This window comes from Pseudochelatococcus lubricantis (assembly GCF_011762225.1).
In the GTDB taxonomy this organism is placed as follows: Bacteria; Pseudomonadota; Alphaproteobacteria; order Rhizobiales; family Beijerinckiaceae; genus Pseudochelatococcus; species Pseudochelatococcus lubricantis.
On sequence record NZ_JAASQI010000001.1, the window covers coordinates 273,790 to 287,919 of the forward strand.

Below are 14,130 nucleotides of genomic sequence, written 5' to 3' on the forward strand. Positions count from 1 at the left end.
TCAACTCAACGAAAGCCGCCGCAGCCTGTCGGCGATCACGGGCGCAATATGCGCGGCCGCCGCCGCGCCCGTCAGGTGGGCATGGAGCGACGGCACGTCGTGCACGTCGAGCGACGCCGCATAAGGCGTCCACAATTGCGGCGTCAGATCGGTGCCCGCATGGTCGAGGGCGGCGCGAAAGTAGAGAACCCCGCCGGGGTAGAAGCGATGCCAGTGCCCGCGCACCAGGCGGTTGTTCGCCGCCACCACCTGCACGACGCCGGTCAGCGCGCGGTCGGAGAGCAGTCCGAGCGGGTTGTCGATGCCGCGCAGATACGCGACCACCTTCTCCCGCGTCAGCGGCCCGTCGCCGAGTTCCGACACGTCATGGCCGGCGATCTGCACCAGCGCCTTCAGCGAGACATCTTCCGAGGGATCGGACTGGTCGCGCCAGCTATCGCTCGGATAGGCGTCGAGCAGAGCGAGAAGCCCGTGCGGCGCACCGCTTTCCACCAGTTGCACGGCCATGGCATGGGCGATGATGCCGCCTACCGACCAGCCCGCGAGGTGGATGGGCCCGTCCGGCACGATGGTGCGGGCGAGGGCGATGTAATCGGCCGCCATCGTCTCGATGCTGGCGGGCGCGGGCGCCTGCGGATCGAGCCCGCGCGCCTGCAGGCCGTAGACAGCGTGCGCCGGGAGGGCGCGCGCGAGGCCCCCGTAGCACCACGAGATGCCGCCGGCGGGGTGGATGCAGAACAGCGGGCTCGCCCCCCGCCCGTCGTTGAGGCGGATGAGCGGTGCAAGCCCCTCGTTCTCGGTGGCGGAAAAACCGTTACCCGGCGCGCAAGCCGCGTCGATCCGGGCCGCGAGCCGCGCCACGGTGGGATCGGTGAACACCACGCCGAGACCGAACGGGTTGCCGCCGAGTGCCTGCGCCCAGTCGTCGCGCACCTGCTGCATGAGCTTCGCCGCGAGCAGGGAATGCCCGCCGAGGCTGAAGAAGTCGTCGTCCGCCGCGATCGTGGCCTCGTCGAGCCGGAGGCAGCGCGCGAACAGGGCCGCGACGCGCTTTTCGGTCGCGCTCTCCGGCTTGCGCCCGGCGTGGCCGGCGAAGGCCGGTTCCGGCAGGGCCTTGCGGTCGAGTTTGCCGTTGGCGGAAAGCGGCAGGCGCGCCAGCGTCACGAAGGCGGCGGGCACCATGTAGTCCGGCACGCGCGCGGCGATGGCGGCGCGCAGCCGCTCCGTGTCGATGTCTCGGCCGGGCTTCTGCGTGACATAGGCGACGAGCCGCTTGCCGCCTGCGCCGTCGTCGCGCGCATCGACCACCGCCTGCGCCACCGCTTCGTCCGCGAGCGCCGCCGCCTCGATCTCGCCGAGTTCGATGCGCAGGCCGCGCAGCTTCACCTGATGGTCCGTGCGGCCGAGGAACACGATGGCGCCGTCCTCGCGCGCCAGCGCCAGATCGCCGGTGCGGTACATCCGCTCGCCGGGAAAGAACGGGTCCGCGACGAACCGCTCGTCCGTGAGTTCCGGCTGGCCGAGATAGCCGCGTGCGAGTTGCCGGCCGGAAAGGTAGAGTTCGCCGACGATTCCCGCCGGCAGGGGGCGGCGGCGCGCGTCGAGCACGTAAAGCCGCGTGTTCCACACCGGGAAGCCGATCGGCACAGGCTGGCTGCGGTCGGCGGCGGAAGCCTCCCAGTAGCTCACATCCACCGCCGCTTCCGTGGGGCCGTAGAGGTTGTGCAACTCGCCCGCAATCAGCTCGTGGAAGCGGTCGCGCAGCTTCGCCGGCAGCTCCTCGCCCGAGACGAAGACGCGGCGGATGGCGAGGCCCCGCACCTTCGGCTCGTCGAGAAACAGCGCCAGCATGGAGGGCACGAAATGCATCGTGGTGACGGCGTGTTCGCGCACCAGCGCCGCGAGCGCGCCGGGGTCCTTGTGGGTGTCGGGCGGCGCGACGACGAGCGTGGCGCCGGTGATGAAGGGCAGGAAGAACTCCCACACCGAAACGTCGAACGTGGCCGGCGTCTTCTGAAGGATGCGGTCGCCGGGACCGATGCCGTAGTGCGCCGCCATCCACAGCAGGCGGTTGACGATGGCCCGGTGCTCCACCACCACGCCCTTGGGCACGCCGGTCGACCCGGAGGTATAGATGATATAGGCCGCATCCCCCGGTGCGGGGTCGTGGAAGGGCTCGCCGTCGGGGGGTGCCGCGTCCTCCTCGTCGATGACAAACGGCGGCGCGCCTTCCGGCAGCCTGTGCCGCAACTCGCGCGTGGTGACGACGACACGCGGGGCGGCTGATCGCAGGATGCGCGTCAGGCGCTCGCGCGGATGGTCGGCATCGAGCGGCAGATAGGCGGCGCCGAGCCGCACGATCGCGAGCAGTGCGAGCACGAGATGGCGCGAGCGCGGCAAGGCCACGGCCACCGCGTCGCCCGGCTTCACGCCGGCCGCGCGCAGCCGGTGCGCGAAGGCCGCCGTTTCACGCTCCAGTTCCGCATAGGTCCAGCGCTGCGCACCCTCGGCGAGCGCAGGCGCGTCGGGCGTGCTGCGGGCGGTGCACGCCAGCAGCGCGGCAAGCGTCGTCTCGGCGACGGGATGCGCGGTCGCCCGCTGCGCGGCAAACCACTGACCGTATTCGTCGGGGGAGAGCGTCGGCGCATCGGCGAGGCGCTCCGCCTGGGCTGCGGCATGCACGAAAGCGATGAAGCGCCGCCCGAGCTGCCGCGTCCGGTCCGCGGAATAGAGCGCGGGATTCGCGTCGAGTTCCAGGCGGATTTGCCGGCCTTCCCGGTCTGCGCGCAGCGTGAAGGTAAGGTCGTCGACGGCGCCGGCGCCGGGCACCGCGATGTCGGAGGCCACGCCATGCAGGCCGAGCGGCTCGTCGAAGGGCAGGATGTTGATGAGCGGGCCGTAGAGGCGGCGATCCTGCCCGATCAGGCCCAGGTCGCGTCGCAACTGCTCGCTGCGGTAACGTCCGTGGCGGCGCGTCCGCGTGAGCTTGCGGGCGGTGTCGGCGGCAAGGTCGCCGAGCGGCGCATCCTCGTCCACGCGCACGCGCACCGGCAGCACATTCATCACCATGGACGGCACGCGCGCCGACGCGGAGCCGAAGCGGCCCATGTGTGGCACGCCGATGATGGCCTCATCGCCGCCCGCATGGCGGACGATGAAGGCGCCGGCCAGCGTTGTCAGCAGATCGGGCCAGCTCAGACCCATGTCCGCTGCCCGCGCCGTCAGCGCCCTGGCGGTTTCTTCCGGTAGGGAAAGCGTGAAGCGGTGGAAACTGTGCGCGCTCGCCGCCTCGCCCGGCGCGATGCCGGCGACATGCGGCCTGTCCGCGAACAGGTCGTGCCAGAACGCCCGCTCCCGGTCCTCGCGGGTGCTGCCAGCATAGGCCGCGTCCTCGGCGAGATAGCCGGAAAACGCCCCGAATTCAGTCTCTTGCGCGGGAACGGCAGCCACGGCCTCGTTATAGAGCGCGGCAATACGGCGGTTGAGCAGCGCGGTGCCGAAACCATCGATCACCAGATGGTGGATGTTCTGATGCCACAGGTAAAGGCCCGGTCCGACAACCAGCAGATGCTCCGTGACCAGCGGATCGCGGGTAGGATCACGCGGGCGGGCCATGTCGCGGTCGATGTGGGCGCGCGCGGCGGCGAGGGGATCGCTCTCACGGCTGAAATCGAAGATCGAAAGCGCGGCCGGGGGCGCTGCGCCGATCGTCTGCTCCGGCCCGTCGCGTCCGTCGATGAAGCGCGCGGCGAGCGCGGGCGCTTCCCGCAGGGCCTGCTCCACCGCCGCCTTGAAGGCGTCGCGGTCGAGCGGGCCCGACAGCGTGACGATCTGCCCGGTGTTGAAGACGGGATTTTCCGGGTCGAGCCGTTGCGCGAACCAGATGCCCTCCTGCGCCTGCAGGAGCGGATGACGCTCCGGCGGCGATGGACTGGGCCGGCCGGCGGCCGGCGCGGGAGTGGCGGTCATGGTTACTCTGCCGGATGGCGGCCGGCCAGATGACGGCTGGCGATAGCCCACCAGCGCGCCAGCGTCGGCTTTTCGGCAAGCTGCGCGAAGTCGAGCTTCACGCCCAGATCGCTCCAGCGCTGCACCAGCGCCATGGCGCGGATGGAATCGAGGCCGAGATCGATCAGGCTGTCGTCGTCGCCGATTTCGGAAGCATCCTCGCCGATGATGCGGGCGATGTCGGCGCGCATAGTGTCTTTCGTGAAGGCGCTCATCGGTTCACAGGCTCTCCAGCAGGTGGTTCGTCAGGGTGGCGACGGCGCAGCGTTCCGCCGCGTAGTTCACGGCCAGATCGTGCTTCTCGCGCGAGAAGTCCGCCACCGCGTCGGCGACAAAGAAAGGCTCGATATCGCGCTGGAATGCTTCCGCCGTGGTCATGAGGCAGCCGATGTGAGCATAGATGCCGGTGACAATCAATTGGTCGCGGTTACGCACGCGCATCAGGTGTTCCAGATTGGAACGCTGGAAAGCGCTGTAGCGCCACTTGTGCAGGACGAAGTCGCCATCGAAGGGCGCGAGCACGGCGTGGATGTCCTGATGCTCCGGCCGCGTGCTCATGCCCGGCCCCCAGAAATCGCGTTGCAGGCCCCGGTCGCGCGGATCCTGATCGCCCTCCTGCGCGGTGTAGAAGATCGGGATGCCGAGCAGATGCGCATGGCGGCGCAGCCGGTCGATGTTGGCTATGACCTGCCGGATCGGCAAGGCATCGGCGGGGAAGGGCGCCAGGAAATAGTTCTGCATGTCGTGGATCAGCAGGGCAGCGCGGTCGCGACTCGCCCGCCATGGCACGCGCGCCGCGGGCAGGTTGCGCGCGTCCGGCAGGGCATAGGCGCTGATGCTCGGCAATCCCATCGTTCAATCCTTCTCTTGCGTCTGCGCGCGGGCTTCCGCCGCGTCCGCTTCCAGCAGACGCTGGCGTAGCGTGGCGCGCAGGTCCTTGCGGCTGACCTTGCCGACGGCTGTCGTATGGAAGCTGTCCACGAACACCACCCGGTCCGGCACCTTGAAGGCGGCGAGGCCCCGTTCGCGCACCCACGACTTGAGCGCCAGCGGCCTGAGCCCCGCGCCCTCGGGGACGGACTTGCGTGGAATGACGAAGGCGCAGGAGCGCTCGCCGAGATAGGGATCGGGAATGGATACCACCGCCGCGTCGAACACCCCGGGATGCGCAAGGAGATGGTCCTCGATCTCTTCCGCGGAGACCTTCTCGCCGCCGCGGTTGATCTGGTCCTTGGCGCGGCCCTGCACCACGAGATTGCCGTCCGGCCGCAGCAATACGATGTCGCCGGTGCGGTAATAGCCTTCCGGCGTGAACGAACGGGCGTTGGCCTCCGGCTCATTGAAATACTGGCGGATGGTATAGGGGCCGCGTGTCAGCAGGTTGCCCGGCGTGCCGGGCGCCACGGGCCTGTCGTCGTCGTCCACGATCAGCAGTTCGTCGTCCGGGCTGATCGGGCGGCCCTGCGTTTCCGTGACGACCTCCTCGCTGTCGTCGAGGCGGGTGTAGTTGACGAGCCCTTCCGCCATGCCGAACACTTGCTGCAGCACCGGCCCGAACACCGCCTGGATGCGCCGCGCCACTTCCGGCGTCAGCTTCGCGCCGCCCGCCTGCAGCACTTTAAGGCTGGAGAGGTCGTGCGTCGTGGTTCGCGCCGCGTCCGCCCACACCAGTGCGAGCGGCGGCACGAGGCCGGTGATGGTCACCTTCTCGCGCGCGATCAGCGGAAACGCCGCATCCGGCGCGGGGGAGGGGCTGAGCACCACCGTGCCGCCGCCATGGAGCGTGCCGAAAGTGCCGGGCGAGCTCATGGGATAGTTATGCGCGATGGGCAGCGCGCCGAGATACACGCTGGTTTCGTCCATCCGGCAAATCTCGTTGCTGCCACGCAGGCTGTAGATATAGTCGTCATGCGTGCGCGGAATGAGCTTGGAAAGGCCGGTGCTGCCGCCGGAAATCTGGAGGAAGGCGACATCGGAGGGCAAGGGGCCTTCCGGCAGCGGCCCGTCATGCTTCTCCACCGCGGCGAGCGGCGTGAAGGGGCCGGCGTCGTCGGCCGCGACGATCACATGGCCGAGAGCCGGCACCTTCGCCCTTACCTCCGCCGCGAGAGCGCGATAGTCGAAGCCCTCGAACGTATCCGTTATCACGTAACCGCGCGCTTCCGTGCGGGTGAGGAAATGCTCGATCTCGGTGGAGCGATGCGCGGGCAGCGCGAAGACGGGCAGGATGCCGGCGCGGAACAGGCCGAAGACGACGCTGAAGAATGGCGCGACGTTCGGCAGTTGCACCACCACGCGCTCTCCGGCGCGAAAGCCCAGCGCCGCGAAGCCGCGCGCCACCGCGTCCGCGCGCGCGTCCAGCTCGGCATAGGTCCAGCGCGTGTCGCCCGCCACGATGGCGGTGCGATCGGCGAAGCGGCCGGCGCGGTCGCGCAGCATGGCGCCGAACGTCTCGCCGCGCCAGTAGCCGGCCTCCCGGTAGCGTGCGGCCAGTTCCTCGGGCCATTTCTGGATTGCCGGAATCACGTTGCATCCTCCTCATGCCGCTCAGTGCGGACCGCGCTTGCGGCGCGGGACGGGGCGTATCGCCAGTCTGCCGCGTCAGCGCGGCTCCTGCGTCCTGCCGGCTTCGTCGATGCCGAGCGCGGCGAGCAGGGCCGCGAACTTCGCCGAGGTCTCGGCGACTTCCGACTCGGGATCGGAACCCGGCACGATGCCCGCCCCCGCATAGAGGCGTGCCGTCGCACCGGAAAATTCCGCGCAACGGATCGCCACCATCCAGCGTCCGTCTCCCGCGCGATCCGCCCAGCCCACCGCCCCTGCGTAGAAGCCGCGGTCGAAGTCCTCCAGCGTGGCAATCGCCTCGCGCGCCGTTGCCCGTGGCAGGCCGCAGACGGCGGGCGTGGGATGCAGGGCGGCAGCGAGTTCAACGACGGACACTGCCGGATCCTTCAGCTCGCCGTCAATGGCCGTGCCCAGATGCCACATGGAGGCGGTCGAGACCAGCGACGGGCCTTCCGGCGCGGACAGCGCGCGGCAATAGGGGGTGAGCGTGTCGAGGATGGCCTCGACCACGAAGGCATGCTCGCGCAGGTCCTTTTCCGAGTGCAGCAGGCCGTCCGCGGAGGCCCTGTCGGCGGCGGCGTCGGCGTGGCGGCGCGCGGAGCCGGCGAGCGGCGCGGAGCGGACCGTGCCGCCGCGCTTGTCCACGAGCAGCTCGGGGCTGGCGCCGACGAGCGTGCGCGGTGCGCCCGACGCAGCCGCCGGCAGCGGCACCGCATAGGTCGTGATGGTGGAGTCCTGCGCGAGGCGCGTCAGCACCGCATCGAGATCGATGGCGTGGGGGGCTGTCACGAGCAGGCTGCGCGCCAGCACGACCTTGCGCAGGGCCGCAGCTTCGTCGTTCAGCAGCGCGAGCGCGCGCGCGACGCTGTCGGCGTAGGTCGCGGCCGGCGGCTCGGCGATGCTGGTCCAGCCTCCCGCCGCGCGCGGCAGCGACCGCACCTTGCCGATGGGCGCGGCCGCGGACACGCTTTCCGGCGCGTAGAGGTGCGCCGCGGCCGTCCGGTCGAAGGGCAGGGCGCCGACGAGCAGCGTCGCGTGGCGCTGCTCCTTCCAGAACACCTCGACGGCGGCGGCGAGGCTGCCGGCGGCTGTCGGCGCGAGGCTGCAGCCCGCGCCATGGCCGACGAGCGTTCCGCCGGCTCCACTGAAAACGAAAGGCGCGGCGAAGCCCGCGTTCTCGATATCGCTGCCTTCGGCGGGTTGACGCATTGCGACACTTGCCATTCTGTTCACTCGGATGATGCGCCGCCGGCCTGCTGGCGCAGGTCGATCCAGTTTGGCCCCGCGAGCGGGACGGCGAGGAAACGTGTGTTCAGCTCTTCGATCGTCTTGTCCGGATCGACGTCGGCGAAAAGTTCGGGATGGATCCAGTTGGCGAGCCGTTCGGCGACGAGGATGTCGAGCGGCGAGTTGAGAAGCTGATGCGCTAGCCCGTGCACCTCGCCGCGCTCGACGGGGGCGAGGGAGGCGATGCCCGGCCGCGCCGCCATGCGCGCCAGCGAAGCCCGCGCTTCAGCGGGCGAGAATTCCGGCCCGATGACGAAACCGCCGGCCTTCGCGGTGTGCGGGCCGCCGGTGGCGATGTAGATTTCCGGCTCCGCGCTGATGATGTACTCGATGCCAAGCTTGCCGCTGGCGCCGGGCAGCACGTCCGCGCCGATATTATGGCCACCGGCGAGTTCGACGTAATTGCCGACATTGCCCCGCCCCGGCGAGTTGCAGCATTCCGTCAGCCCGGCGTGCACTTCCAGGAAAACACGCGGGCGCCGGAGGGCCGGCGTCTGCGCGATCCGCCCGGTGATGCGCTTCAGATGCGCGTCCCGGAAGTCGATGAAGGCCTGCGCCCGTTCTTCCGCCCCGATCAGGCGGCCGAGGATGAGCAAGCTCTTCTCCAGGTTTTCGAGCGGCTGCGAGAAGAAGTCGATGAAGACGACGGGAATGCCGGCCGCCTCGATCTGGCGGATCTGCTCCGGGTTCGGTCCCAGCCCGTCGCGGAAGATCGCCACGTCGGGCGCGACGTCGATGACCTGTTCGACGGAGAGAGAGTCCGCCGAACCGGCAATGCGCGGCTTGTCGGCGATGGCGGGAAAACGCTCGCGATAGGCGCCGTAGGCGGCGTCGCCGAGACGGTGGACGTCGTGCGGCCATGCGGCCACGAGCGAAACCGGATCGTCCGCCATCAGCGACAGGGCGATCAGATAACGTCCGTCGTCGATCAGAAGCCGCTGTGCCGGCCGGGGAAGGGAGATCGTCCTGCCCGCGATATCCGTTACCGTGACGGGCCGAACGTCCTGGGCACGGGCTTGGACAACAGAATCAAGAATAATTATAAAAGAAATCGAAAGCACGAGAGAAAGCATACGCACGAGAAAAGGAACACGGCGAACTATGATATACAGTTTAGAATTATTATATTGTGATTGCATTTAGCTGAGTTCTCGCGTTTCTCGTTGGATGGCTATGTGCCGGCGCGAGCTATAAGTCAATATCCTGCATGGCCGCCAGCCATGCGTTGCGGGCAGGCGCGGACATCACGTTTTCCTGAACGGTTCACTTTCCCGCGAGATCGCGGCTCCGCGATCTATTTCCGTATTCTTGAGGTGTGGCGTTTCCTCAACGCGGCCGCCGCGCGGGCAGGAGGCGGCACATACATGCGGCACATACATAAGGCGGAACGGCGCCTGGGGCCGTCAATGGCCCTTGTTGCGCAACGCCTCGGCTTCCGTGTAGAAGCGCTTTTCCCACGCCTTGTGGTTGTCGAGCCCCTCGCGGATGAAGGGGGTGAAGACGGCGACGTTCAGCAGCAGCCAGTTGATCAGGCTCGCGGGGAAATGCAGCGGCTTCACGAAGTCGACGAACAGGACCACGCGCGTCCTGTCGGTGTGATTCCACGCCTCGTGCTTGTAGGCGTCGTCGAAGACAAGCGCCTTGCCTTCCTCCCAGTGCAGCACCTGGTCGTCCACGCGGATGGCGAGCTTGTCGCGCGGCTCGGGCACGATCAGGCCCAGATGCAGCCGCAGGACGCCGTTGTAAGGGCCACGATGCGGCGGCAGGTGCTTGCCCGGCTCGAAGATGGAGAACATCGCCGTCTTGAGGCCGGGGATCTTCTGGACGATCCGCCACGTCTGCGGGCAGGCGGCGATGTTCTGCTCCGATTTGAGGCCGTAGCCTGTGAGGAAGAACGTCTTCCAGCGCGAATCGGTGCTGATGGTCTTCACGTCGGCCGAGATGTCCTGAAAGCTCGGCAACTCGCTCTGGCGTTCGAGCACCGCGTCGAGTTCGTGGCGAATCAGATGCCATTCGCGCTCGATGTCCGCGACCCAGGGAAAGGTGGCGTTGTCGTAGACCGGCGGGTTGCCGACCCTGGAATATCGCAGGTTAAGCTGCTCCGCCCACGCCACGATTCCCATCAGGACACGGGTGATGCGGCTCGGGCGCGTCATCGGCGCGATGCCTTCGGTTCCGAACTGCTGCGAGCCGGAATCCGGCGCCGGCGGCTTGTTTGCGGTGTCGGTAGCCAAGATGACCTCCTGCCCAACCTCCTGCACGGGTGACGCCGGATCGGCGTTATCGCGGAGCAGCGCCAGGAGAATGCGGCCGACTCCGCTCCGGTCCCCGTCTCTTGCTAGATCGTTTCGGCTGAGTCGGCAAGTATGACCGCAGTCGCATCTGCGATACGCTATTATACTCCAGTCATATTTGAATCATTATAAGTAACGTGCGGGCTTCGATAAATCGTTACTTGTCGAGCCCGCTGTTCCTATAGATCTCCGGCAAGGAAGCGCTCCCACATATGGGCAGTGCCGAAAAAGGCGTTGCGGTCCACGGGCTCCCCGATGCCGGGGATGGTGCCCTTGGCGGTATACTGCCAGAAATACCACCGCCGCCCGTCGAAGCGGGGTGTCGGATAGCGCGGGATGCTGCGAACCCAGATCGGATAGCGCTCGAATTCGCCCTGCATCACATCCTTGAAGAACGTGATGTCGGTGTAGATCACCGGCCGCTTGCCGTAGTGCTGCTCCATCGCGTTGAGCATGATCTTCATCTCGGCGATGGCCGCGGCGCGCGGGATCTTGCGCGGGCAGGTCTTCGAATGGCCGTTCCACTCCACGTCGAGCACCGGCGGCAGCGCATCGGGGTCGACGGGCACGTTCCGGATGAACCACGCCACCTGCTCGACCGCCGGCCGGCACCAGTAGGTGAAGTGATACGCGCCGCGCGGCACGTTGGCGATCCCCGCGGCATACCAGTTTTCGAGGAACCTCGGATCGATGTGGTCGCCCCCTTCCGTCGCCTTGATCCAGGCGAACGCGACGCCGCTGCGTCGGACTGTGACCCAGTCGATGTCGCCCTGCCAGCGGGAAACGTCTATGCCGTGGATCGGGTAGTCGGAAGGCACGGGCTCGCGCCGCTGCGTGGCGCAGGAGGCGACCGCCACGGCAAGCAGGGCTGCCGTCAGCGGCTTCGTGAACCGGCTGGAAATAGACGCAAACATCGCAAGACGATCCGCTTCAGGAACTATCAGACACGGATCGTGACGAAGCCGGCCGGCGCGAATCCGCCGGAATGAACGCCTGCGTCCCAGACCGCGTGGTCACCATTGTACGTTTTCGGTTAAGACGAAGTGAATTGGCGGCAAAATTCCACCGGCTCCCGCGTCTCCGACGGTGCCCGCCGCGCGGCACGGTGCGGCGGCGATACGAATTCGGTTAATACAGTATATTGAATAGCATACAAGATACACAGTTCGGATGTATTCTGTATTCTGCCATATGTGGGGGCAGATGCACGCCGCGACGCCTCTCCAGGTGGTTATCGGAATCGATCGAACCAGGAGTTCTAAGATGAGCGACAGTTTCCCCGGAGCGGGCAAGGCCCTTGCGGCCGAGTTTCTGGGCACTTTCTGGCTGGTGCTCGGCGGCGCGGGCAGCGCCGTGCTGGCCGCGGGCGTCCCTGACGTGGGCATCGGCTATGCCGGTGTTGCCCTTGCCTTCGGCCTCACCGTCCTCACCGGCGCCTATGCCCTCGGGCATATCTCCGGCGGGCATTTCAACCCGGCTGTCACGGTCGGCCTTTTCGTGGGCGGCCGCTTTCCGGCCCGGAACATCGGGCCCTACATCGTGGCGCAGGTGCTGGGCGCCATCGCGGCCGCGTTCGTGCTTTACCTGATCGCTTCCGGCAAGGCGGGTTTCGACGCCTCCGCGAGCGGCTTCGCCTCCAACGGCTACGGCGAACATTCGCCGGGCGGCTACTCGATTTTCGCCGCGATCGTGGTGGAGTTCGTGCTCACGGCCTTCTTCCTCATCGTCATCTTCGGCGCCACGGACGGGCGTGCGCCCGCCGGGTTCGCCCCGCTCGCCATCGGTCTCGCACTCACCCTCATCCACCTGATCAGCATTCCGGTCACCAACACCTCGGTCAACCCGGCGCGCAGCACGGGCGTCGCGCTGTTCCAGGGCGGCTGGGCGATCGCGCAGCTCTGGCTGTTCTGGGTGGTGCCGCTGCTCGGCGGCGCGGCGGGCGGCCTGATCTATCGTCACCTGCTTTCCAGCAACGACCAGCGCTGATCCCTTGCGATCACGGCGGTATGAGGGTGCTGCCCTCATACCGCAGGCCGCCCTCGCGATCGCGGGCGAGCAGCAGCGGGCCGTCGAGATCGACGTAGTCCGCCCCCTCGGCGATGACGAGCGCCGGCGTCATGCCGAGCGACGTGCCCACCATGCAGCCGACCATGATGCCGAGACCGCGCGCGGCCGCCTCCCGCCGCAGCACGAGCGCGTCTGTCAGGCCGCCGGTCTTGTCGAGCTTGATGTTGACGGCCGTGTACCACGCGGGCAGTGCCGCAAGCGATGCCGCGTCGTGGATGCTTTCGTCCGCGCAGATGGCGACCGGCGTATCGATGCGGGCGAGGGCCCCGTCGTCGCCCGCCGGCAGCGGCTGCTCGATGAGTTCGACTTTCTCCCGCTCACAGGCCGCGATGTTGGCGCCGAGGTTGTCCGGCCGCCAGCCCTCGTTCGCGTCCACGATGAGGCGCGCGCGCGGCGCGCCCTCGCGCACGGCGGCGAGCCGCTCGATATCGCCGTCCCCGCCCAGCTTGACCTTCAGCAGCGGCCGCTCCGCCGCGCGCCTTGCGGCCTCGTACATCGATTCCGGTGTCCCGAGGCTCAGCGTGTAGGCGGTGGTCATCGGCGCGGGCTTCGGCGCGCCGGCGAGTGCATGGAGCGGGCGGCCACTGGCGTGGACTTCGAGGTCCCACAGGGCGCAGTCGAGCGCGTTGCGCGCCGCGCCGGGCGTAAGCCGCCGGAGGAGGTCGGCGCGCGTCAGGCCGTCGCGCACGGCCTCCGCGAGTCCGCGCAGCTGCGCCACGACGCTGTCGACGCTCTCGCCATAGCGCTTGTAGGGCACGCATTCGCCCCATCCGGCGTGTTCGCCCTCGCGCACGGTTGCGACCACGACGACGGCCTCGGTGCGGCTGCCGCGCGCGATGGTGAAGCTGCCGGCGATGGGCCAGTGCTCGACCGCGATCTCAAGTTCGCGCATCATGCATCTGCCGCCGTGCCGCCCGTCGCCGCCTGCACGCGCACCGCGTCCGGAAGCGGGATGAATTCGTCCCGGTCGCCGACGGGCAGGTCGAACGCGCCCTTGCCCCACTGCTGTGCCTTCCAGGCCTCCTTCGCCGCTGTGATGCGCTCGTGCGACGAGGCGACGAAGTTCCACCACACGTAGCGCGGGCCGTTGAGCGTCGCGCCGCCGAGGATCATCAGCCGCGCGCCGCGCTCGCCGGCCGCGACGGTGATCGTGTCGCCCGGGCGGAACACCATCATGCGCCCGGCTTCGAAAGTCTGCCCGGCGACGGCGATGCTGCCTTCCGAGACGTAGATGCCCCGGTCCTCGTGGTCGTCCGGCAGCGGGAAGCGCGCGCCCGGTTGCAACTGCACGTCGGCGTAGAACGTTTCCGAATAGACGGTGGCCGGCGCTTTCTCGCCATAGGCGTGCCCCAGGATCAGCTTCAGCGAGACGCCCTCGTTCTCGATCACCGGCAGGTCGCGCGCGCCGTGGTGCTCGAAGACGGGCGCGTTGTCCTCCGCCCCCTCGGGAAGCGCGACCCATGTCTGGATGCCGAACAGGCTGTGCGGGCCCGCGCGCCCCTGCGCGCTGGTGCGTTCGGAATGGGTCACGCCGCGTCCCGCGACCATCCAGTTCAGCTCGCCCGGGCGGATGATCTGGTCGCTGCCGATGCTGTCGCGGTGGTGAAAGTCGCCGCGATAGAGATAGGTGACGGTGCCGAGCCCGATGTGGGGATGCGGGCGCACGTCGATCCCCGCGCCGGTGAGGAACTCGGCCGGTCCGGCCTGATCGAAGAATATGAACGGCCCCACCATCTGGCGCCTTGGCGCCGGCAGGGCGCGGCGCACCTCGAAGCCGCCGAGGTCGCGCGTGCGGGGAATGATCAGCGTTTCGATGGCGTCGGCGCCGGTGTCGTCCGGGCAACCGGGTTCGAGGGCGGGGTTCCAGCTCATGATGCGTCCTCCCGGCGCGTGTGCGCCCGTTGTTCTC

Annotated in this window: 11 protein-coding genes; 1 reads left to right on the plus strand and 10 read right to left on the minus strand. The window is 68.3% G+C overall.

Going from position 1 to position 14,130, the window contains the following annotated elements:
- The 8 genes from FHS82_RS01135 to FHS82_RS01170 form a co-directional block, all read right to left on the minus strand.
- A complete protein-coding gene (locus tag FHS82_RS01135) occupies positions 1–3,969 on the minus strand; it encodes a non-ribosomal peptide synthetase (RefSeq protein ID WP_166947859.1) in 3,969 nt (1,322 codons plus the stop codon).
- Between the two features lie 2 nt (positions 3,970–3,971).
- On the minus strand, positions 3,972–4,223 hold the full coding sequence (locus tag FHS82_RS01140) for a phosphopantetheine-binding protein (protein WP_166947861.1): 252 nt from the start codon (positions 4,221–4,223) through the stop codon (positions 3,972–3,974).
- A gap of 4 nt (positions 4,224–4,227) precedes the next feature.
- Complete coding sequence (locus FHS82_RS01145) at positions 4,228–4,860, minus strand: isochorismatase family protein (RefSeq protein WP_166947863.1); 633 nt, start codon at positions 4,858–4,860, stop codon at positions 4,228–4,230.
- Between the two features lie 3 nt (positions 4,861–4,863).
- Positions 4,864–6,534 (minus strand): AMP-binding protein, encoded by a 1,671-nt coding sequence (locus FHS82_RS01150; protein ID WP_166947865.1) that lies wholly within the window; start codon positions 6,532–6,534, stop codon positions 4,864–4,866.
- Positions 6,535–6,609: 75 nt separating this feature from the next.
- Positions 6,610–7,797, minus strand: coding sequence for an isochorismate synthase (locus FHS82_RS01155; protein WP_166947867.1), 1,188 nt, complete (start codon positions 7,795–7,797; stop codon positions 6,610–6,612).
- Positions 7,798–7,802: 5 nt separating this feature from the next.
- Positions 7,803–8,753 carry an ABC transporter substrate-binding protein gene (locus FHS82_RS01160; protein ID WP_246224956.1) on the minus strand — a complete coding sequence of 317 codons (951 nt, stop codon included), beginning with the start codon at positions 8,751–8,753 and terminating at the stop codon, positions 7,803–7,805.
- 510 nt (positions 8,754–9,263) lie between these two features.
- Entirely contained in the window at positions 9,264–10,094 is an 831-nt protein-coding gene (gene olsC / locus FHS82_RS01165; RefSeq protein ID WP_246224958.1) for an ornithine lipid ester-linked acyl 2-hydroxylase OlsC, read from the minus strand.
- Between the two features lie 239 nt (positions 10,095–10,333).
- A complete protein-coding gene (locus FHS82_RS01170) occupies positions 10,334–11,068 on the minus strand; it encodes a glycoside hydrolase family 25 protein (protein WP_166947869.1) in 735 nt (244 codons plus the stop codon).
- A 349-nt stretch (positions 11,069–11,417) separates the two neighbouring features.
- Between FHS82_RS01170 and aqpZ the strand changes: the two genes are divergently transcribed.
- On the plus strand, positions 11,418–12,140 hold the full coding sequence (gene aqpZ, locus FHS82_RS01175) for an aquaporin Z (protein WP_166947871.1): 723 nt from the start codon (positions 11,418–11,420) through the stop codon (positions 12,138–12,140).
- Between the two features lie 10 nt (positions 12,141–12,150).
- Here the strand turns inward: aqpZ and dgcA are convergent, their stop codons facing one another.
- Together dgcA and FHS82_RS01185 are read right to left on the minus strand one after the other, a co-directional pair.
- The gene (gene dgcA / locus FHS82_RS01180; RefSeq protein WP_166948873.1) at positions 12,151–13,113 is read right to left on the minus strand and encodes an N-acetyl-D-Glu racemase DgcA; all 963 of its coding nucleotides are present in this window, start codon (positions 13,111–13,113) and stop codon (positions 12,151–12,153) included.
- On the minus strand, positions 13,113–14,093 hold the full coding sequence (locus FHS82_RS01185; protein ID WP_166947873.1) for a pirin family protein: 981 nt from the start codon (positions 14,091–14,093) through the stop codon (positions 13,113–13,115). The genes dgcA and FHS82_RS01185 overlap by 1 nt, the downstream gene beginning before the upstream one ends.
- Between the last annotated feature and the right edge of the window lie 37 nt (positions 14,094–14,130).

Coding starts and splice junctions, on each gene's coding strand:
- FHS82_RS01170 (WP_166947869.1), bottom strand. CDS start 11,068: ATGTTTGCGTCTATTTCCAGCCGGTTCACGAAGCCGCTGACGGCAGCC.
- FHS82_RS01135 (WP_166947859.1), bottom strand. CDS start 3,969: ATGACCGCCACTCCCGCGCCGGCCGCCGGCCGGCCCAGTCCATCGCCG.
- dgcA (WP_166948873.1), bottom strand. CDS start 13,113: ATGCGCGAACTTGAGATCGCGGTCGAGCACTGGCCCATCGCCGGCAGC.
- FHS82_RS01155 (WP_166947867.1), bottom strand. CDS start 7,797: ATGGCAAGTGTCGCAATGCGTCAACCCGCCGAAGGCAGCGATATCGAG.
- FHS82_RS01160 (WP_246224956.1), bottom strand. CDS start 8,753: ATGGCGGACGATCCGGTTTCGCTCGTGGCCGCATGGCCGCACGACGTC.
- FHS82_RS01145 (WP_166947863.1), bottom strand. CDS start 4,860: ATGGGATTGCCGAGCATCAGCGCCTATGCCCTGCCGGACGCGCGCAAC.
- FHS82_RS01140 (WP_166947861.1), bottom strand. CDS start 4,223: ATGAGCGCCTTCACGAAAGACACTATGCGCGCCGACATCGCCCGCATC.
- FHS82_RS01185 (WP_166947873.1), bottom strand. CDS start 14,093: ATGAGCTGGAACCCCGCCCTCGAACCCGGTTGCCCGGACGACACCGGC.
- aqpZ (WP_166947871.1), top strand. CDS start 11,418: ATGAGCGACAGTTTCCCCGGAGCGGGCAAGGCCCTTGCGGCCGAGTTT.